This window comes from Ancylobacter lacus, assembly GCF_018390635.1.
Classification (GTDB): domain Bacteria; phylum Pseudomonadota; class Alphaproteobacteria; order Rhizobiales; family Xanthobacteraceae; genus Ancylobacter; species Ancylobacter lacus.
Map to the genome: position 1 here is coordinate 89289 of NZ_JAHBGE010000038.1, position 19809 is coordinate 109097.

The following is a 19809-nucleotide window of genomic DNA, read 5'->3' on the forward strand; positions in this document are numbered from 1 at the left end:
CCCCGCCTCAGATGATCGGGCGCGGCGCCAGCTCGTCGTCGTAATATTGCGCGAGGCGCTCCAGCACCCGCGGGTTGATGATCTGCATCCGGCCGGTGGTGAAGGTGAACAGGCCGAGCCGGCGCAGCCGGGCGATGGTCTTGTTGGTGTGCACCAGCGACAGCCCCAGCGCGTCGGCGATGTGGCTCTGGTTCAGCGGAAAGGCGAAGCTGTCGTCATTGGCGACGAGGCCCAGCGTGCGGCAGCGCTTGTGCAGCGTCAGGATCAGCGCCGCCACCCGCTCGGCGGCGTTGCGCAGCCCGACCGAGACGAGGTTCTCGTCGACGAGGCTCTCCTCATGGGCGCCGAGCCACGACACCTCGAAGGCGAGCTGCGGCACCCGCTCGAACAGCGACCACACGCGCTGGCGCGGAAAGACGCAGAACTCCGCCTCCGTCAGGGTCTCCACCCCATAGAGCGAGGCGCCGAACATCGAGGCCTGCAGGCCGATGAAATCGCCCGGCAGCAGGAAATGCAGGATCTGGCGGCGCCCGTCCGGCAGGGTCTTGTAGCGGAACGCCCAGCCGGAGAAGAGGGTGTAGAGGTCGGCGTCCTCCTGCCCCTGGTGGATCAGCGAGGTGCCGGCGGACACGGTGAGGTGGTCGCGCTTCAGCGTGTCGAGGAAGGCGATCTCCGCCTCGGTCTTGGGCTTGAAGGCGGGCTGCCGGCGCAGACCGCATTCCTGACACCGCACCCGCATCCTCGTCTCCGCCTCGGCCGGCCTTGCCGCGCCCCGCCTCTCTCGCCCGCCGGCCGGCCTGCGCCGCCGCGGATCGGACACGCCCTCTCTACCATCAATGAGGTGACCGTTCACCGCCGGCCGGCCTCGCCCCGCAATGCCGGGGCCGCCCCGGCCGGGCGGCGGCGCGGAGCGGCCCGGCCGGCAGGCCACACGACGGGGCCTTGCCCGTAAAGGCCGTGGCGGACGGTAACGGCCGGCGGCGCGCGAGCGCCGGTCCGGCGGCGGGGGACGGCGGGGGGACGACAGCGGAGAGCGGCCCCGGCCTGCGTCAGCCTGACGCGCCGGGCCGGCGGCCGCCGTGGCCGGCGCCGGGCCGGGCCGGCGGTCACAACTTGGTTCCCTGCCACATTATCAGCACAAGTGGTGGGGAAGACATCGGGTGCGACCTTTCCGTTCCCGCCCCGCGCGGGAGCCCATGGAAGAGACGGCGGCCCGCTTCGGCCCTCGCCTTAGGAGATGAGCATGCAGGAAACCGGCACACGCAATCCCTCGACGGGCGCTGCCGCCTACGGCCTCGACGGCTCGGGAATCGTGTTCTGGAATCTCGCCGAACCCGCTCTGTACGAGCGCTCCATCGCCCGGGGCGAGGCGCGCCTCGCCGCCTCCGGGGCGCTGTGCGTGGATACCGCGCCGCTGGCCAGCGCCGCCCCGGCCGACCGCCGCGTTGTGCGCGAGGACGCCAGCGCGCCGGAGGGCTGGGAAGGCCACCGGCCGCTGGAGCGCGAGGCGTTCGACCGGCTGAAGGCCGACATGCTGGCCCACGCCGCCGGCCGCTCCATCTTCGCCCAGGACCTGCACGCCGGCGCGGATGCGGACTGGCGGCTCAACCTGCGGGCCTATTGCGAGCAGGCCTGGCACGGGCTTTTCCTGCGCACCCTGCTGCGGCGCCCGGCGCGGGAGACGCTGGCGACGTTCGTGCCCGACCTGACCCTGCTCTGCCTGCCCGGCTTCAAGGCCGACCCGGAGCGCCACGGCTTCACCGGCCCCGCCGCCGTCGCGATCGACCTCGCGCGCGGCGACATCCTGGTCTGCGGCACCAATGAGGGCGCCGAGCTGCGCAACGCGGTGCAGCTCTGCCTCGACCACGCGCTGCCCGGCCGTGGCGTGCTGCCGCTGCACGGCGCCGTCACCGTCAGCGAGGAGGGCGAGGCCGCGCTGCTGCTCGGCCATGACGGCAGCGGCAAGACCACGCTCGCCGCCGACGAGGGCCGCACCCTGATCGGCGACGACAGCCATGGCTGGGCGGCCTCGGGGCTGGTCAATCTCGAAGGCGGCTGCCACGTCCGCACCGAGGGGCTCAGCGCCGAGCGCGCGCCGGAGCTCCACGCCGCGGTGAACCGGTTCGGCACCCTGCTGGAGAATGTGGTGCTGCACCCCGACACCCGGGAGCCGAACTATGCCAGCACCGCGCTGGGCGAGACGCCGCGCGCCAGCTTCCCGCTGCGGGTGGTGCCCCATGCCAGCCTCAGCGGCCGCGCCCCGGCGCCCCGCGCCATCCTGCTGCTCTGCCGCGACACGCGCGGCGTGCTGCCGCCGATCGCCCGGCTGAAGCCGGCCACGGCGCTGTACCACTTCCTCTCCGGCTATGGCGCCCCGATGGCGGCGGCCGATGGCGCACCGGCCCATGCCGGCTTCTCGCCCTGCTTCGCCGGGGCGACGCTGGCGCACCACCCCTCCACCCACGCCGCCCGGCTGCGCGACCTGGTGCAGCGCCACGGCGCGACCTGCTGGCTGGTGAACACCGGCTGGATCGGCGGGCCGATGGGAACCGGCCGCCGGGTGCCGCTGGCTTTGACGCGCCGGCTGGTGGCGGCGGCGATCGACGGTGCGCTGGCCGAGGTCGACATGCGCACCGATCCCTATTTCGGCATCTCGGTGCCGACCTCGCTGCCGGGCGTCGAGCCCCAGCTTCTGAACCCCGCCCGGAGCTGGGCCAGCGCCAGCGCCTATGAGGCGGCGGCGCGGGCGCTGGTGGCGCTGTTCGTCGAGAATTTCGAGCGCTTCGAAACCGCCGTGGACGACGAGGTGCGCGGCGCCTGCCCCCGGCTGGCGGTAGCGGCGGAATAGCGCCCGCCGCGCCCCCCCCCGAGGCGGCCGGCCGCGTTCCCGCTCGCGCTCAGCCGGCCTTGCGGCGGGCGACGCTGTCGGCGACCACGCAGAGCAGCTCGAACATCAGCGTCGCCCCGGTGAGGGCGGTGAGGCCCGAGGGGTCGAAGGGCGGCGAGACCTCGACGAGGTCGGCGCCGATGATGTTCAGCCCCTCCAGCCGGCGCACCATCTGCTGCGCCTCCCGGGTGGTGACGCCGCCGATTTCCGGCGTGCCGGTGCCGGGCGCCTGGGAGGGGTCGATGATATCGATGTCGAACGACACATAGGTCGGCGCCGCGCCGACCAGCTCCCGCGCCTCCTGCATGACATCGGCGATGCCGCGCTCGACCAGCTCCTCGATGAAGACGATGCGGATGCCGACGGATTTGGCGTAATCGTAGTTCGACGCGTCGGAGATGGCGCCGCGCAGACCGATCTGGATCACCCGCTTCGGGTCCAGCAGCCCCTCCTCCACCGCCCGGCGGAACGGCGTGCCGTGGGTGTAGCGGTGGCCGCCGAAGAAGCTGTCATAGGTGTCGGAATGGGCGTCGAAATGGATCATGCCCACCGGCCCGCCAAGGGCCGGGTTGTCCTTCACCAGCCCGCGCAGGATCGGCAGCGAGATGAGGTGGTCGCCGCCCGCCGTCAGCGGGGTGGCGCCGGCGGCGCGGATGCCGGCGTAGAAGGCGGTGATGGCGTCGAGGCACTCCATCAGGTCGATGGGATTCACCGGGGCGTCGCCGCAGTCGCCCACCTTAACGAGGTCATAGGGCGAGATGCCGGAGGCGTGGTGCACCCGGCGGGTGAGGCTCGACTGGTTGCGGATCTCGCGCGGGCCATGGCGGGTGCCGGCGCGGTTGGTGGTGCCGCCGTCGAACGGCACGCCCACCAGCGCGACATCGACCTCCTCCGGCCGCGCCATCGGCAGCCGCATGAAGGTGGGGATGCCGGAATAGCGCGGGGTGGTGCCGGAATCGACCGGCTGGAAATCGGCGAGGGTCTTCTGGGTCACGTCGGCGGTTCCGTCAGAGGTTGAAGGCGGCGGTCACCGCCTCGGTGATGAGCGCGACATGGTCGTCCATCAGCAGCCGGCCCTTTTCCGCGCTGGAACCCCGCGCATCGGCCAGCACGCCGGACGGCGGGCCGAACCCCTCCGGCGTCGGCCAGATGTCGTAGGCGGGGAAGGTGGCCGGGCCGTCGGCGGGCACCTTGTCCATCTCCACCAGCTCCGGGCGCAGATGCAGCATCAGCGAGGTCTCGATGAGGCTGGCATGCTCCAGCTCGGTGCCGGGGAAGCTGCCGGGGGCGAAGATGCGCTCATGCGTGGCGCGGTGCACGAAGTCCCAGTATTCCAGCCGCATCACCTTCATGTCGGCGATGCCCTCGCGCGCCAGCTCGCGGAAGGCGAGGTCGATGCCCTCCACCGCCGGCCAGCCATTCTCGAAATGGCCGATCACCACCACGAGGCGCTTCACCCCGTCGCGGCCGAGCGCGCGCACGATGTCGCGCACCACCAGGATGAAGGTGGAGACGTCGAGGCTGGTGGTGCCGGGAAAGCTCTCGCCGCCGCCGGAGCGGGGCTTGGACTTGCAGCCATAGGGCACGGTGGGCGCCACGAGGCCGCCGACCCTGCGCGCCACCGCCTCGCACACCGCCGTGGGGATGACGACGTCGACGCTGAGCGGGGAGTGCGGCCCGTGCTGCTCGGTGGCGCCGAGGGCGAGGAACACCGGCGCGCCGGCCTCGATCTTCGCCTGATATTCCGGCCAGCTCAGCTCGGCCATGAAGACGCTGTCGACCATGGGGGATGTCTCAACCGATTCCGACACACGCTGGCGAGCGGCATTTGCATTTCGGAATCCGCTCAACCAAAGGGTGTCGCCGGTTCCGATCGCCTTTAGCGCCATAGCAATTTCAGGCGTTTAGTCAATCCTCGGCATCAGCCTTGCCCTGTTCGTCGCCGGAGCCGGCGCGGTCTGTCCACGGCGGCGCGACGCTGTCCGGGCGCGATCCGCCGCGCCGTCGGATGCGCCGCGCCGGTGGCCGGACGAGCCGCGTGTCGCGTCATCGCGGAAGGGGCGGACGTTCGCATGCCCCGCCTGGGTATTGGATGAAGGACTGACCGAGGCTTCGCGGCGTGCGGCTGTCCGGCATCCATGCCGGGGCGCTGGCGGGATGGAGCTGCCGGCCTCTGCCGTCGTGGGCCGCGCGCAGGGCGGCGGCTGCGCCGGCGGCTGGCGCCGGGCCGACATGCCACCGGCGGCCACGCGCAGGCGCGGCCACCGGGAGACGTCGTGACGAGCCGGGCCGGTGTCCGACCCGGCCTCGGGGATTGCCCCGGCGTGTGACTCAGGACTTGGCGTTTGGCGAGGGGCCGAAGAACTTGATCTTGTAGTGGTCGCGGTACTCCGCCGTCACCGCCTCCCACTCGCCATTGGTCTTGGCGTCGAGATAGGCCTTCGGATAGGTCCAGCCGTCGGGCTTGGGAATGCCGGCCCACTCCTGGTCGATGTCGAGGGGGAAGACCTCGGCCTGGGGATCCCAGTCGGCAGGGTGCAGGACCTTGGAGAGACGGCGGTAATCGAAGGGTTCGACCCCGTTATTGTCGACATAGCGCTTCAGATAGACGTCGACATTGTCGCGCGTGGTGGTCACGGAGCGCCAGTAGAGCAGGCGCTCGGCGGCGCGCGGCTTCCATCCATGCGTCACGTCGTAGAGCCGGGCGGTAAAGGAGGCGCCGAAATAGGCCGGGCTGTTCGCGCTGGTGGCAAGCTGCGTGCCCTGGGCGATCGCCCGCGCGCCCTCGCTCGTGCCGTCGGCGCCGACCACGAGCACATCCTTGCCGGGCTGCACGCCGGCATTGCGCAGGGCCGCGATCACCCCCTGCGCCACGTCGTCGTTCTGCGCCACGACGCCGACGATGTTCTTGTACCGGGCCAGCAGGTCCTCGGTCGCCTTGAGCGAGTCCTCGCGGTTGAAATTGCCGGGAAGCTGGCCGACCAGCCTGGTCTTCGGAAAGTCCTTGAAGGCATCGTCCCGACCGCGGCTGCGCACCGTGTCCGTCGAGAAGCCCGGCACGCCGGTGACGGCCACGATGTCGCCGCCGCCGAAGTCCCTGGTGACGGTTTCCAGCAGCTTGACGGTGACGCCGCGATGGGCCGAGAACTCCTCGGGCACGGCGTAGAGCGTGTAGTAGTCGCTGGCGTCAAACGGCGTGAACCACGGCAGCGTGGCCCAGACATTGGCGAAATAGACCTGATTGTCCTGCGAGAGCTGGGCGATGCGCTTGAGCGCGCTGCCATCCGAGGCATGCAGGATGATGCCGCCGGAGCCGATGGTCGCCTGCTGCTCGAACTGGTTGAGCTGGCGCTGGCTATCGAATTGACCATCAAGGAAGGTGTAGCCGAGGCCCAACGCCTTGCTGGCCGCCTCGACCGCCTTGCTCGCCTGGATCATGTACTCGACGCGCGAGGTCCAGGCGAGATAGGCGAGCTTGCCGTCCGGCGACGCCACGGCAACCGAGGGCAGCCCGGCCATGCCGGCCGTGGCGCTGGCGATGGCTCCCGCCGAGGCCAGCGCCAGGAAGTCGCGCCGTGAGACACCGCGGGTGTCCAGGCGTTCGAGGTGTTCGTCGACCACCTTCCTGTTGTCGAAATCGGGAAACCGCGAGGGATCTATCGGCCGGGCCATATCGCTTCACCATGGTGAGATTTACATATAATCTATAGTATAAATAGATAATTTGAGTGGCAAGCGAAATGTGGGCAAAGAGGCCTGCGATGGGCCGCCCGCCGCGGCGGGTCGCCGGGTTGGACGACGGCGATGCCGGTCCGCCGGACCGGGTGGTTTCCTTCGCCCGGGACCGGACGCCGAAGGCTAGACGCGGCCGATGCGCCACGACTGGGGCGGCAGCGTGCCGTTCACCGCGAAGTCGCCGACGATGCGGTCCTTGTAGATGCGGGGATTGTGCGAGGCGAGCGTGCGGGCGTTGCGCCAGTGCCGGTCGAGCCCGGCGCTGCGCAGCGTCGCCGAGGCGCCGAGCGCATCGAACAGCACGGTCGTGGCGTTGAAGACGAGGTCGGTGACCACGCTGACGGACTGGGCGGATTCGAGCTCGGCGAGGGCGAGCGCGGTCGGATCGGACGCGGCCTTCCCGTCGCCGGAGTTCGCCGCCCGCTCCACCGCCTCCGCCACCCTGGTGACGATGGCGCCCGCCGCATAGGCGGCGCCATGGACGCGCCCGACCACCTGCAGCACCTGCGGGTCAAGGCGCGGCAAGGGGCCTGCGGCGTGGGTATAGCTCCGCTGGCGCCGGGCGACGGCCTCGGCGACGTCGCGCGCCGCCGCCCGGGCGATGCCGGCCAGCGTCGACAGGTGGACGAGCTGGTAGAAGGGCAGCGTGTAGCCGAAGATCGCGGCGTCCTCGACCAGATCGGCGTCCTCGACCTCCACCTCGTCGAAGAGCGCGGTGCCGCTCGCGGTCAGGGTCTGGCCGAAGCCGTCCCAGTCGTCCAGCACCTGCACGCCGGGCGCGTCGCGTCGCACCACCGCCGTCACCGAGCCGCCGTCCTCGACGCAGGTTGTGGCGACGTGGATCCATTCGGCATAGAGCGAGCCGGTGGTGTAGAATTTGCGGCCGTCGATCCGCCAGCGGTCCTGGTGACGGCGCAGCGTCGTCTCGAACGCCGCCTGGGCTGCGTCTCCCGCCTCGCTGCGGGCGCTGCCGGCGGTCTCGCCGCGTGCCAGACGCGGCAGCCACGCCTCGCGCCGTCCGGGTACATCGGTATGAAGGATCTCCTCGACGAAGCCGAAATGCGCCCGCAGCGCCTGCGTGAGATTGGAATCGGCGGCGGAGAGCTCAATCAGCAGGTTGAAGAATTCCGGCAGGCTCGCGCCCGCGCCGCCGTCGGCCTCCGGCAGGCGCACGGCGGTGAAGCCGGCTTCCTTCAGCCAGCCGATCTCGGCATGGGGCAGCGTGCGGCTGCGCTCGCGCGCGACCGCATTGGCCCGGATGCGTTCGAAGAGCGGACGGAATCGCGCCGCCAGGGTCTCATAGCGCGAACTCGGCCCAACGCCCCACGCCTCTTTGATCTGCGTCGCCGTCATCGTGTCGTCCCTCATATGAGCGATGTCAGGCCGTCCGCAGGGCCGGCCCGACACCGAAGCGGAAGGTGGCCGCGGGATGGGTCGCGGGAAGCCGCGGGCCATTGCCGAACAGCTTCTCGCGGAAGGTGCCGGGGGCGTAGTGCGCCGGGTAGCGTCCGCGCCGCTCCAGCTCGGGCACGACCAGTTCGACGACGTCGCGGAAGCCGCCATCCATCACGGCGTAGGAGAGATTGAAGCCGTCGATGCCGGTGGCGGCGATCCAGTCCTCAAGCTCGTCGGCGACGGTTGCGGGCGTGCCGGTGGTGACCGGGCTCAGCCCGCCGATGCCGCACCAGGCGGCGATTTCGCGGATGGTCCAGACCCGTCCGGGATCGGCGGCGCTCATCGCCTCCACCACCGACTGGATGGCGTTGCTTTCCACATGCTCGAACGGATCGTCGAGCCGGTAGCGGCTGAGATCGACGCCGATCCAGCCCGACATCATGGCAAGCGCGCCTTCCTCGGAAGCATAGCGCGCGTAGTCGGCCCGCTTGTCTTCAGCTTCGGCGGCGGTGGGCGCGATGATGAGCGTGTGTTCGGCGACGATGGGCACGCTGGCGGGATCACGCCCGGCCTCCGCCAGCGCGGCGCGCAGGTGGTCGACCGTTCGCCTGAGCGCGATCCTCGACGGAGCGCCGACGAAGATGCATTCGGCGTGGCGCGCCGCGAAGGCCCGGCCGCGCCGCGAGGCCCCGGCCTGATAGAGCACGGGCGTGCGCTGCGGCGATGGCTCGGCCAGATGCGGGCCGGCGACGTCGAAATGCGAGCCGTGGTGGTCGATGGGGCGGATGCGCGAGGGGTCGGCATAAAGGCCGCCATGCTTGTCCCGGCGCACCGCATCGTCGGCCCAGGAGCCCTCCCACAGCTTGTAGCAGACCTCGAGATACTCCTCGGCGCGCTCGTAGCGGGCATCGTGCGGGAGCTGCCCGGCCCGGCCGAAATTGCGCGCGGCGCTGTCGAGGGCGGAGGTGACGATGTTCCAGCCGATCCGCCCGCCGGTGAGATGGTCGAGCGTGGAGAAGCGGCGGGCGAGGCTGAAGGGGTGCTCGTAGCTCACCGAGCAGGTGACGCCGAAGCAAAGGTGCCGGGTGGCCGCGGCCATCGCCGGCACCAGCAGCAGGGGATCGTTGACCGGAACGTGCAGCCCGTGCCGGAAGGCCGGTGCCATCGAGCCGCCGAACGCCTCGTAGGTGCCGAGCGTGTCGGCGAGGAACATGGCGGAGAAGCGGCCCCGTTCCAGCAGCCGCGCGAGCGCGATCCAGTGGTCGAGGCGCGTATAGGCGGTGGAGCTGTCGTCGGGATGGCGCCAGAGCCCGGGCGACAGATGGCTCGGCGTGTTCATCACGAAGGCGTTGAGGATGATCGGTCTGGACACGGCGGGCGCCTCACGCCGCATCGCGGCGGCCGGTGAAGGCGAGCAGCAGGGCGAGGAAGATGAGCAGCCCGCTGCCGACCTGCTGCCAGTAGAAGTTCCAGCCGATCAGCAGGAGCCCATTGGAGACGAAGCCGAGCAGCAGCACGCCCAGCAGGGTGCCGGGGATGTTGGCACGCCGCGTGCGGCTGAGCGAGGTGCCGATGAAGGCGGCGCCGATGCTGTTGAGCAGATACGCGTTACCCGAATAAGGCACGTAGGCATTGACGTTGGCCGAGATGAGGATGCCGGCGATCGAAGCGATGGCGGCGCTGGCGATGTAGATGAAGGCCAGCACGGAGCGCACCGGCAGGCCGGAATAGAGCGCCACCTGCGGCTCTGTGCCCACCGCCAGAACCTCCCGGCCGAAGCGCGACCTTGCCAGCAGCAGCCAGGCGGCGGCGGCGAGGATCGCGACCAGCCACAGCGCCAGCGGTACGCCGAAGACGGCGCCGTGGCCGATGAAGGCGAGCGCCGGCGGGATGCTGCCGGTCGGAACGTAGACCGGATTGCCGCCATCGGTGGTGAGCTGCTGCAGGCTGTGACCGATGAACAGCGTGCCGAGCGTGGCGAGGAAGGGCGTGATCGACAGCCCCGCGATCAGCAGCGCGTTGAACAGCCCCGTGCCGATGCCGGCCAATACGCCGAGGACAGCGGCGATCCAGACCGGCTGGCCGGCGATGATGGCGGAGACGAAGGCAAGGCTGCCGAGATCCACCGCCGTGCCGACGGAAAGGTCGGTGCCGCCCGACGCGACGGTCAGCGTCATGGCGATGGAGACGATCGCCGCCAGCGCCACATTGTTCACCAGCACGCCGACGATGTTGGAGAGCGTGAGGAAGCCGGGAGCCATCAGCGAGAACGCCACCAGCACCAGGGCGAGCGCCAGCGGCACGCCGAAGCGCAGCAGGTCCGGCGCGGCGGCGCGCGGGCTGTCGAGGGTCTCGAGGCTCATGGGCGCGCTCCCCGCCCGGCGAGGCCGGAGGTGGCGCCGACGACGGCCAGGATCAGCGCGCCCTCGATGCCGTTCACCCAGTAGGACGAGACGTGCAGGAGCTGGAATCCGTTGGCGAGAGCGCCGAGGAACACCGCCGCCAGCAGGGTTCCCGTCACCGTCGGCACCAGCCGCCGCGAGAACATCCGGCCGAGGAAGGCGGTCGCGATCACCGGCAGCAGCATCTCGGCGGAACCGGAGGTGGCGGCGTTGAGGAAGGCGACGGAGAGGATTCCCGCGACCCCGCCTAGGAGGCCGGCGACGAGGTAGGAGCTGGCGAGATAGCGGGTGAGGTCGATGCCCGCCGCCCGCGCGGCTTCAGGGTGGCCCCCCACCGCATAGGCCCGCAGGCCCACCGCCGTGAAGCGCACGGTGACGGCGAGGATCAGCCACGCCGCGACGAGGACAAGCCCGATGACCGGCAGATCGAACGGCCCGACAAGGTTCAGCGCGTCGATCAGCGGCAAGCCGGCGGGCACCGTGGTGTTCTCGGTGAGCACCAGCTCCAGCCCGCCGCAGATGTTCATCACCGCCAGCGTCGCCAGCAGGGGCAGGATGCGCAGCCACGTCACCGACAGCGCGTTCAGCGCGCCGACCGCGAGGCCGGTGGCGAGCGTCGCGGCGACGCAGGCCGTATCCCCGTAGCCCGCCTGGTTGAGGGTGGCGAAGACCGCGGCGGCGAGCCCGAGCGTGCCGGCGAGCGACAGGTCGATGCCGCCGCGTATCACGTCCGAGCCGCCGGTGATCAGCACCAATGTCAGCCCGAGGCCAAGAATGCCGAGCACGGCGGATTGCGAGAGGATGAGGCCGATATTGCCGGTCGTCACGAACGAGGGCACGCGCACCGCGAAGAAGGCGACCACGGCAAGCAGGGCCAGCAGGCCGGCGAAGCGCAGCACGCCGGCAAGGGCGCCGCGCGAAAGCCCCGGGGCCGCCACCGCTTCCGGCGGCGGGGCCGGCCGGCCCGCGCGGGGCAGGTGGAGCGCCTTGAAGGCGGCGAGCGAGGATTCGAACGAGGATTCAAGCGACATGGGCGATGCCTTCCGCGCGGGCGCCGGAAACGGAGGCGGCCAGCAGCCGCGCGCCCGTCGTTTCGGACGGGATGTGCTCGGAGACGATTTCGCCGCGATACATCACCAGAATGCGGTCGCTGACGCCGAGCAGTTCATCGAGATCGGCCGAGAGCAGCAGGATGGCCGCGCCCTGTTCGGCGAGGCGGGCTATCAGCCGGTAGATCTCGGCCTTGGCGGCGACGTCGACGCCGACCGTCGGCTCGTCCAGCACATAGATGCGGGACTGGCGGGCCAGCCATTTGGCGATCACCACCTTCTGCTGGTTGCCCCCGCTCAGTGTCCGCACCGCCGCTTCCGGCCCGGAGGTCTTGATCTTCAGCTCGTCGATGAGCCTGGAGACACGAAGCCGCTCGCGGGCCCGGTCGATGAAGCCGAAGCGGCTGAACGCCGGAAGGCTGGCGAGCGTCGTGTTCTCGTCGACGGCGAGCGCCAGCGCGACGCCCTGCGCGCGGCGGTCCTCCGGCACCATGGCAATGCCCCGGCGGACGGCCGCGCCGGGGCTGCCGAGTCGCACCGGCCGCCCGTCGACCTCGATCCGCCCGGTCCTGGCGGGCGAGAGGCCGAACAGGCTGCGCACGAGATCCTTCGCGCCGGAACCCAGCAGTCCGGTCAGGCCCAGAACCTCGCCCCGGTGCAGGGTAAAGGACACATCGCGGAAGGCCGGCGGCGCGGCAAGGCCGGAGACGCTCAGCACCGGCGCGCCGGCCGTCGCGTTGTGGCGGGGAAAAAGGTCCTTCACGTCCCGGTCCACCATCAGCCGCGTGATCTCGGCGGTGCCGGTGGTGCGCGGGTCGACATGGGCGACGTCCCGCCCGTTGCGCATCACGGTGACCGCGTCGCAGATGCGCTCGATCTCGGCGAGATAGTGCGAGATGTAGATGCTGGTCAGGCCGTGCGCCTTGAGCTGGCCGATCACCTCGAACAGATGATCCACCTCGCGACGGGAAAGCGAGGCGGTGGGCTCGTCGAAGACGATGATCTTCGGGTCGGCGAGCAGGGCGCGGGTGATCTGGACAATCTGCTGCTGCGCCGTCGTCAGGTCCTGGATCAGCGCTCCCTTCGGCAGCGCGATGCCGAAGAAGCGCTCCAGCAGCCCGGCGGCGCGGCGCTCCAGTCGCCCGCGCCACAACCCGTGACGCGAGCCCGATCGTTCCTGGCCGAGAAACAGCGCCTCGCCCACCGTGGCGGTGGGCACCAGCAGCCGGTCCTGATGGATGAAGGCGATGCCGAGCTCTTCGGCTCCCCGCGGCGACAGCGGGCCGAGCGGCGTGCCGCCGACCTCGATGTCGCCCGCGTCGGGCGTGACCAGTCCGGCGAGGATCTTGATCAGCGTCGACTTGCCGGCGCCGTTCTGGCCGACGAGGCCGTGCACCGTTCCCGGCGCGACCGTGAGCGAGGCGCCGTCGAGCGCCCGGGTGGGACCGAATGTCTTGACCAGCCCGCGCATGGCGAGCGTCGGCGCGAGAATTGTCATCGTGCTGCCCGACGGCCGAAGGCGTCGCCGCCTCCGGCTCCATGCGCCTCGGGAGGAGGCGGATGCCTCAGACCTGGCCGAGCTGCTTCTGCACCTCGGCGGCGTTCTTCTTGTTGGCGACGATCGCCGGCAGGAAGGTCTGCGACGGCAGGGACGTGTCGCCGTTCAGATATCGGGCGACGTTGAGCACGGCGGTGCGGCCGATCAGCGAGGGCTGCTGGGCCGCCACCGCGCCGGCCGGCGCCTTCGGATCCTTCACCAGCGCCAGCACTTCCGGCGTGCCGTCGACGCCATAGGTCAGGATTTCGGTCCGGCCGGCGGCGATCAGCGCCTGCGTCGCACCGAGCTGGGGGATGTCCCAGGCCGACCAGATGGCCGAGATCGAGCCCTTGTCCGGGTATTTGCTCAGCAGCGCGGTGATCTGCGCGTAGGCGTCCTGCACCGTGTTCGGGATGACGTCGCGCAGCTCCGGCTGCACGATCTTCACCTCGGGATAGTACTTCAGCACCTGGCGCAGCTCGTTGTAGCGGATTTCGCAGACGGGAACGCCGGCGAAGCCATTGAAGACAACGATGTTGCCCTTGCCGCCGATGTCCGAGACGAGCTGCAGGGCGAGCTGGGCGCCGAGCGAGAAATTGTCGGACGTCGCGGTGTTGATGACGTTGGTCGACGGCAGGTCGACCGAGAAGACCGGGATGCCTGCCTGCCGCAGCTTCTTCAGCCAGGGATCGACCACCGAGAGCGTGCCGAGCGTCTGGATCACCGCATCGGGCTTCTGGGTCAGCAGCGTCTGCAGCTGGCTGACGATGGCCTTGTCGTTGCGTCCGCCGTCGAGCCCGATCGGCGTGCCGCCCAGCTCCTTCACTGTTTCGATCTGCGCCTGATAGGCCTTCAGGTCGAAGAAGTGATCGGTGCCGGCGACGCTGATGGCAATCGTCTTGCCCTTCAGCGACGGCGCGGGAGCGTCCGCGGCGGCCGGCGCGGCGGCCTGCGCTAAAGCGGGGCCGCCAAGCGCGAGGGCGCCGGCCAGGGCTGCGCCCGCCTTGAGAAGCGAGCGACGGGCGATGTGGGCGGAAGCGGGGCTTTCCATCGTTTCTTCAACCTGATTGCCATGCGGACAGGTTCAGTAGAACATATATTCTATAGAATACGTCAATAAAAAGCTGTTCGTGCGCACACCGGCCGTGCACCCGCGGCGCGCCGCCGCTTCAGCCGGCCTGCTCGGCGGCGGTGAAGGTCGATTGCGGCTGCCAGCGCGGAACCTCCAGTCCCAGATGCGCGCGCAGCGTCGTGCCCTCGTATTCGGTGCGGAACAGCCCGCGCCGGCGCAGTTCGGGCAGCACCAGCGTGGCGAAGTCGGTCAGCCCGCCGGGAAGCGTGGGCGGCATGATGTTGAAGCCGTCGGCGCCGCCGTTGAGGAAACGCTCCTCCAGCAGGTCGGCGATGTCGCCCGCCGTTCCCACCACCTGCCAGTGGCCCCGCGCCCCGGCGATGCGGCGGGCGAGCTGGCCGATGGTGAGGTTCTCCTTGCGGGCGAGATCGAACAGCAGGTGCTGCCGGCTCTTGCCGCCATTGGTCTCGGGAAGCTCCGGCACCGGCCCGTCCTGCGGATAGCCCGAGAGGTCGAAATCGCCGATCATGGCGGAGAGCAGGCTGATGCCCACGGCCGGGTGGATCAGCTCCTGCAATTCGTCGAACTTGGCCTGCGCCTCGGCGCGGCTGCGGCCCACCACCGGGAAGATGCCCGGCATGATCTTGAGCTGGTCCTCGCGGCGGCCGTATCTGGCCAGCCGGCCCTTGAGGTCGCTATAGAAGGCCTGTGCGTCGGCCAGCGTCTGCTGGGCGGTGAAGACCACCTCGGCGGTGCGCGCGGCAAGTTCCTTGCCGGGCTCCGAGGAGCCCGCCTGCACGATCACCGCGTGGCCCTGCGGCGAGCGCGCGACATTGAGCGGGCCGCGCACCGCGAAGTGCCGGCCGTGATGGTTGAGGACGTGAAGCTTGTCGTGGTCGAAATAGACCCCGCTCTCCTTGTCGCGCCGGAAGGCGTCGTCGGCGAAGCTGTTCCACAGGCCGAGAACGACATCGACGAACTCTTCGGCGCGGTCGTAGCGGTGTTCGTGACGAGGGTGGCCGGCGCTGCCGAAGTTCTTCGCCTCCGCCTCGGTGTTGGAGGTGACGAGGTTCCATCCCGCCCGCCCCTCGCTGATCAGGTCCAGCGAGGCGAAGCGGCGGGCCAGCGCATAAGGCTCGCTGTAGGTGGTCGAGGCGGTGGCGACGAGGCCGATCCGCTCGGTCACGGCGGCGACGCCCGCGAGGAGCGTCGTCGGCTCGAAATAGGCCGCGCGCGCCACGCGGGTGCCGGTGTCGGCGCTGATGTCCTTCACGGCGACGACATCGTCGAGAAAAATCATGTCGAACTTCGCCGCCTCGGCCTGCCGCGCCAGCTGCGCATACGCCCTGAAATTGGCACCGAGGTCGGCCTGCGCGTCCTTCTGGCGCCAGGCGGCGACGTGGTGGCCGGGCGCCATCATGAACAGCCCCAGCTTCATCTGCCGCGGTGTCCGGGCCTTGGGCATGGCGTGTCTCCTTTCGAGCGTGGCGGGTGCCGCGAGCGGCTACAGCGCGGGCTCCGCTGCGGGAACCGGGAGCCTGCGGAAGCGGGCGGCGGGATGGCGCTCGGTGAGCCGCGCGCCGCGGCCGGCGAACAGCTTCTCGCGCAGCGTGCCGTCGGCGTAGTTCTCCTGGGCCAGGCCGCGCTTGCGCAGCTCGGGCATGACGTGCTCGGCGAATTCGATGAAGGCGAAGGGCGTGCGCTGGTAGGCGACGTTCACGCCATCGATGCCGGCGGCGCGCCATTCCTCCAGCCGATCGGCGATGGTCTCCGGCGTACCGACGATGCGGCCGTTATAGGACATGGCGGTGGTGAGATCGCGCAGTCGCACCACCTTGCCGGGGTTCGCCTCCTCGACGAAGCGCGCGAAACCCTGCAGGCCCTGTATGTTGAAATCGGCCACCGGCCTGTCGGGATCGAGCAGGCCGAAATCGACGTCGAGATCGCGGCCGACATGAGCGGCGAGCGCATCGGTGTCAATGTAGTCGTCGAGCTCCCGTGACCTGCGCCACGCCTCCTCCTCGGTGCTGCCGATCACGAAGGACAGCCCCTGGAAGAACAGGATGTCGGAGGGATCGCGGCCGAAGGCGACGGCCTGCCGGCGGATGTCGTCGACCGCCCGCCGCGCCCCGTCCGGCGTCAGGCTGACGATGAAGGTGGCTTCCGCGTTGCGCGCGGCGAAGCGGCGCCCGGCCACGGAGGAGCCCGCCTGGATGAGCAGCGGCGTCCGCTGTGGGGAGGGCACGCACAGATGTGGCCCGTCGATGCGGTAGCGCTCGCTGCGGTGATTGATGCGGTGGACCTTGCGCGGATCGGCGTAGACGCCGCGCGCCTTGTCGGCGAGCACCGCGTCGTCCTCCCAGGAGCCTTCCCACAACTTATAGGTTGCTTCGACATATTCTTCCGCCCAGCGGTAGCGCTCGTCGTGGGGGCTCCGGTCCTCGAAGTCGAAGTTGCGGGCGGCGGCGCGGCTGGTGCTGGTCACGATGTTCCAGCCCACCCGTCCCTTGCTCAGATGATCGAGCGTCGAGACGCGCCGCGCGAAGTCGAAGGGATGGCTCTGCAGGATCGAGCTGGTGAACATCAGCCCGAGATGCTCCGTCGCGCCGATCAGCGCGGCGGACAGGATGGCCGGATCGTTGGCGGGGAAGTGGATCGCCTGCTCGACATAGATGTCGGAGGTGCCGCGATGGACCTCGTCAAGGCCCATCACGTCGGCGAGGAACAGCCCGTCGAAACGGCCCTTCTCAAGGATACGGACCAGCTCCACCCAGGTGGACAGATCGTTGAATTCGGTCTGGCGCGTCTGCGGATGCCGCCACACGCCGTGATAGACGTGCGACGGGCTGTTCATGGCGAAGGCGTTGAAGATCAACCTTCTGGCTGCGGCGTCTGGCACGGCCCCGATCCCCTGCTGGCAACGTTCAGCCCGCCCACGGGGCCCGATGGGGCCGAGGGCGAGGCAGGCTCAAGCCTTCTTGTTCGGCGAGGGACCGTCGAACCTGATCTTGTAATGGTCGCGATATTCCTGGGTGACGGCCTCCCATTCGCCGTTGGTCTTGGCGTCGAGATAGGCCTTGGGATAGGTCCAGCCCTCGGGCTTGGGGATGCCGGCCCAGGCCTTGTCGATGTCGAGCGGGAAGATTTCGGCCTGCGGATCCCAGCTGTCGGGATAGAGCACCTTGGAGACGCGGCGATAGTCGAAGGGCTCGATGCCGCCATTATCGACATAGCGCTCGATGTAGCCGCCGACGTTATCCTTGGTGATGGTGAGCGAGCGCCAGTTGAGCAGGCGCTCGGAGGCGCGCGGCTGCCAGCCATGCGTGACGTCGTAGATGCGCGCCGCGAACAGCGCCGCCGCGTAGGCCGGGCTGTTGCCGCTGGTGGCGAGCTGGGTGCCGGCGGCGATCGCCTTGGCGCCGAGGCTGGTGCCATCCGCCGCGACCACGAGCACATCCTCGCCCGGCCGCAGGCCGGCGGCGTTCAGCGCGGCAATGACGCCCTGCCCGACATCGTCGTTCTGCGCGACGATGCCGACCACGTTGGGGTTGCGCGTCAGCAGGTCCTCGGTCGCCTTCAGCGCGTCCTCGCGGTTCCATTTGCCGGGAAGCTGGTCGACGAGCCTGGTCTTGGGGTAGTCCTTGAAGGCGGCGTCGCGGCCGGCGCTGCGCTGGCGGTCGGTCAGGTTGCCGTTGGTTCCGGTCACGCCGATGATGTTGCCGCCGCCGAATTTCGCCGTGACCGCCTTCAGCAGCTCGGAGGTTACCGCCCTGTGGGCGTCGAATTCCTCCGGCACCGCGTAGAGCGTGTAGTAGTCGTTCGCCTCGAAGGGGGTGAACCAGGGCAGCGAGTCCCAGACATTGCCGATATAGACCTTCGAGTCGCCGGCGATGCGCGAGGCGCCCTTGATGGCACTGCCGTCCGCGAGGTTGAAGATCACCGACTGCGAACCGGCCGCCACCTGCTGCTCGAACTGGTTGAGCTGGCGCTGGCTGTCGAACTGGCTGTCGAGGCCGACATAGCTGAAGCCGAGGTCACCCGTCGCCTTCTCGAACGCCTTGTTGAGGATGACGTTGTACTCGTTGGCGAGAAAGGCCGACAGGAAAGCGAGCTTGCCGTTCGGCGCGGCGACCGCGACCGAGGGCAACCCCATGGTCGCCGCCCAGGTGGAGGCGGCGACGCCGGCCGAGGCCAGGGCCAGGAAATCGCGGCGCGAGACGCCGTGCGTGTCGAGCCGCCCCATCAGGTCGTCGACCGTCTTGCGCTCCTCGAGCGTGCGGAGCCAGCGGGGGTTGAAGGTCGGCATGATCGGTCCTTTCTGGTGATCGAGGGACGCGGGGCCTATTCGGCCGGCTCGCGCAGGCGCTGTCTGGCGAAGGCGTTGCGATAGGCCGCAGCCGGATGTCGGGCGTTGAGGCGGGGGCCGCTGCCGGGGAACAGCCGCTCGCGATAGGTGCCGGGTCCGTAGTCCTTCTGGGCGAGGCCGCGCGCCTGCAGGACGGGAATGACCTCCTGCGCGAACTCGATGAAGGAGCCGGGCGTGGTGCTGTAGATGAGGTTGACGCCGTCGATGCCGGCGCGCTGCCACTCTTCCAGCTGGTCGGCGATCGTCTCCGGGGTGCCGGTGATGCGGCAGGAATGGGCATAGGCATAGCCGAGGTCGCGCACGCGGGCCTTCTGGCCGGGATGGCCTTCCTCGAAGGCGCGGATCACGCCCTGCACGCCCTCGATCTCCAGCTCGTCGACCGGCCTATCCGGATCGAGCCGGCCGAGGTCGATGCCGAGGTCGCGGCTGATATGGGCGAGCAGGCCGTCGAGGCTGACGTCCTCGTCATAGTCGCGCGCCTTGCGCCGGGCTTCCTCCTCGGTGCCGCCGACGACGACGTTCAGTCCCTGGATGAACAGCAGGTCGTGCGGATCGCGGCCGGCCGCCGCGACCAGCGCGCGGGTCTCGGTGATCTGGCGGCGGGCACCCTCGGGATTGACCGCGACGATGAAGGTGCCCTCCGCGTTCCGGGCGGCGAAGGCCCGCCCGGCCCGCGACGCCCCCGCCTGGAAGAGCACGGGCGTGCGCTGGAGCGAGGGCTGGCTGAGGTGGGGGCCCAGCACCTTGTAGCGCCGCCCCTCGTGGTGGATGCGGTGGATCTTCGAGGGATCGGCGTAGCGGTTGGCGGCCGCATCGTTGATCACCGCGCCCTCGTCCCAGGAGCCCTCCCAGAGCTTGTAGACGACCTCGACATACTCGTCGGCCCAGGCGTAGCGCTGGTCGTGGGGAACGATGCGGTCGAGGCCGAAATTCTGCGCCGCGTTGTGGCTGACGCTGGTGACGATGTTCCAGCCGATGCGCCCCTTGCTGAGGTGATCGAGCGTCGAGAGCTTGCGCGCGAAATTGAAGGGGTGCTCCTGCAGGATCGAGCTGGTGAGGGTCAGCCCCAGATTCTCGGTCGCCCCGATCAGCGCGCCGATCAGCGCGCCGGAATCATTGATCGGGATCTGAACGGCCTCGTCGATGTAGGTGTCCCAGCTTCCCTTGTAGGCGGGATCGACGCCGATGACATCGGCGACGAACAGTGCGTCGAACTTCGCCTTCTCGAGGATGCGGACGAGGTCGACCCAGGTCTCCAGCTCGTTGAACGAGGTCTGCCGGGTGTCGGGGCGCCGCCACAGTCCGTGATAGACGTGGGAAACGGCGTTCATCGAGAATCCGTTGAAGACGAGCCTTTTGGCCATTC

At 69.8% G+C, this 19809-nt stretch carries 15 protein-coding genes; 1 reads left to right on the forward strand and 14 read right to left on the reverse strand.

Translation table 11 applies throughout. The annotated features are described in order from the left end of the window. Positions 1-7: 7 nt before the first annotated feature. The gene (locus tag KHC27_RS07540) at positions 8-739 is read right to left on the reverse strand and encodes a Crp/Fnr family transcriptional regulator (protein WP_213337055.1); all 732 of its coding nucleotides are present in this window, start codon (positions 737-739) and stop codon (positions 8-10) included. Between the two features lie 504 nt (positions 740-1243). Between KHC27_RS07540 and KHC27_RS07545 the strand changes: the two genes are divergently transcribed. Next, positions 1244-2848, forward strand: coding sequence for a phosphoenolpyruvate carboxykinase (ATP) (locus tag KHC27_RS07545; protein ID WP_213337057.1), 1605 nt, complete (start codon positions 1244-1246; stop codon positions 2846-2848). A gap of 49 nt (positions 2849-2897) precedes the next feature. Here KHC27_RS07545 and speB read toward each other — a convergent pair whose 3' ends face one another. The 13 genes from speB to KHC27_RS07610 all read right to left on the reverse strand — a co-directional run bounded on the left by speB (position 2898) and on the right by KHC27_RS07610 (position 19807). Then, complete coding sequence (gene speB / locus KHC27_RS07550; protein WP_213337322.1) at positions 2898-3803, reverse strand: agmatinase; 906 nt, start codon at positions 3801-3803, stop codon at positions 2898-2900. 91 nt (positions 3804-3894) lie between these two features. After that, positions 3895-4671, reverse strand: coding sequence for a creatininase (locus tag KHC27_RS07555; RefSeq protein WP_213337059.1), 777 nt, complete (start codon positions 4669-4671; stop codon positions 3895-3897). Positions 4672-5218: 547 nt separating this feature from the next. Continuing rightward, a complete protein-coding gene (locus tag KHC27_RS07560; protein WP_213337061.1) occupies positions 5219-6559 on the reverse strand; it encodes a sugar ABC transporter substrate-binding protein in 1341 nt (446 codons plus the stop codon). 186 nt (positions 6560-6745) lie between these two features. Further along, positions 6746-7975: an acyl-CoA dehydrogenase family protein gene (locus KHC27_RS07565; protein WP_213337063.1), complete on the reverse strand. Its 1230-nt coding sequence runs from the start codon at positions 7973-7975 to the stop codon at positions 6746-6748. 25 nt (positions 7976-8000) lie between these two features. Continuing rightward, complete coding sequence (locus KHC27_RS07570) at positions 8001-9389, reverse strand: LLM class flavin-dependent oxidoreductase (protein ID WP_213337064.1); 1389 nt, start codon at positions 9387-9389, stop codon at positions 8001-8003. Positions 9390-9399: 10 nt separating this feature from the next. After that, complete coding sequence (locus KHC27_RS07575) at positions 9400-10380, reverse strand: ABC transporter permease (protein WP_213337066.1); 981 nt, start codon at positions 10378-10380, stop codon at positions 9400-9402. After that, complete coding sequence (locus KHC27_RS07580) at positions 10377-11450, reverse strand: ABC transporter permease (RefSeq protein ID WP_213337068.1); 1074 nt, start codon at positions 11448-11450, stop codon at positions 10377-10379. Before KHC27_RS07580 ends, KHC27_RS07575 begins: the two co-directional genes overlap by 4 nt. Further along, entirely contained in the window at positions 11440-12966 is a 1527-nt protein-coding gene (locus tag KHC27_RS07585; protein WP_213337070.1) for a sugar ABC transporter ATP-binding protein, read from the reverse strand. The genes KHC27_RS07580 and KHC27_RS07585 overlap by 11 nt, the downstream gene beginning before the upstream one ends. 67 nt (positions 12967-13033) lie before the next feature. Next, positions 13034-14056: a sugar ABC transporter substrate-binding protein gene (locus KHC27_RS07590; protein ID WP_213337072.1), complete on the reverse strand. Its 1023-nt coding sequence runs from the start codon at positions 14054-14056 to the stop codon at positions 13034-13036. Between the two features lie 118 nt (positions 14057-14174). Beyond that, the gene (locus KHC27_RS07595; RefSeq protein ID WP_213337074.1) at positions 14175-15542 is read right to left on the reverse strand and encodes an LLM class flavin-dependent oxidoreductase; all 1368 of its coding nucleotides are present in this window, start codon (positions 15540-15542) and stop codon (positions 14175-14177) included. A gap of 39 nt (positions 15543-15581) precedes the next feature. Further along, complete coding sequence (locus KHC27_RS07600; RefSeq protein WP_343210859.1) at positions 15582-16976, reverse strand: NtaA/DmoA family FMN-dependent monooxygenase; 1395 nt, start codon at positions 16974-16976, stop codon at positions 15582-15584. Between the two features lie 69 nt (positions 16977-17045). Beyond that, the gene (locus KHC27_RS07605) at positions 17046-18383 is read right to left on the reverse strand and encodes a sugar ABC transporter substrate-binding protein (RefSeq protein ID WP_213337077.1); all 1338 of its coding nucleotides are present in this window, start codon (positions 18381-18383) and stop codon (positions 17046-17048) included. Positions 18384-18418: 35 nt separating this feature from the next. Then, entirely contained in the window at positions 18419-19807 is a 1389-nt protein-coding gene (locus KHC27_RS07610) for an NtaA/DmoA family FMN-dependent monooxygenase (protein WP_213337079.1), read from the reverse strand. Positions 19808-19809 lie beyond the last annotated feature (2 nt).

Bases quoted from the DNA above. Each gene is read 5' to 3' on its own strand.
- KHC27_RS07540 (WP_213337055.1), bottom strand. From the start codon at position 739: ATGCGGGTGCGGTGTCAGGAATGCGGTCTGCGCCGGCAGCCCGCCTTC.
- KHC27_RS07545 (WP_213337057.1), top strand. From the start codon at position 1,244: ATGCAGGAAACCGGCACACGCAATCCCTCGACGGGCGCTGCCGCCTAC.
- speB (WP_213337322.1), bottom strand. From the start codon at position 3,803: ATGCGGCTGCCGATGGCGCGGCCGGAGGAGGTCGATGTCGCGCTGGTG.
- KHC27_RS07555 (WP_213337059.1), bottom strand. From the start codon at position 4,671: ATGGTCGACAGCGTCTTCATGGCCGAGCTGAGCTGGCCGGAATATCAG.
- KHC27_RS07560 (WP_213337061.1), bottom strand. From the start codon at position 6,559: ATGGCCCGGCCGATAGATCCCTCGCGGTTTCCCGATTTCGACAACAGG.
- KHC27_RS07565 (WP_213337063.1), bottom strand. From the start codon at position 7,975: ATGACGGCGACGCAGATCAAAGAGGCGTGGGGCGTTGGGCCGAGTTCG.
- KHC27_RS07575 (WP_213337066.1), bottom strand. From the start codon at position 10,380: ATGAGCCTCGAGACCCTCGACAGCCCGCGCGCCGCCGCGCCGGACCTG.
- KHC27_RS07580 (WP_213337068.1), bottom strand. From the start codon at position 11,450: ATGTCGCTTGAATCCTCGTTCGAATCCTCGCTCGCCGCCTTCAAGGCG.
- KHC27_RS07585 (WP_213337070.1), bottom strand. From the start codon at position 12,966: ATGACAATTCTCGCGCCGACGCTCGCCATGCGCGGGCTGGTCAAGACA.
- KHC27_RS07590 (WP_213337072.1), bottom strand. From the start codon at position 14,056: ATGGAAAGCCCCGCTTCCGCCCACATCGCCCGTCGCTCGCTTCTCAAG.
- KHC27_RS07595 (WP_213337074.1), bottom strand. From the start codon at position 15,542: ATGCCCAAGGCCCGGACACCGCGGCAGATGAAGCTGGGGCTGTTCATG.
- KHC27_RS07605 (WP_213337077.1), bottom strand. From the start codon at position 18,383: ATGCCGACCTTCAACCCCCGCTGGCTCCGCACGCTCGAGGAGCGCAAG.
- KHC27_RS07610 (WP_213337079.1), bottom strand. From the start codon at position 19,807: ATGGCCAAAAGGCTCGTCTTCAACGGATTCTCGATGAACGCCGTTTCC.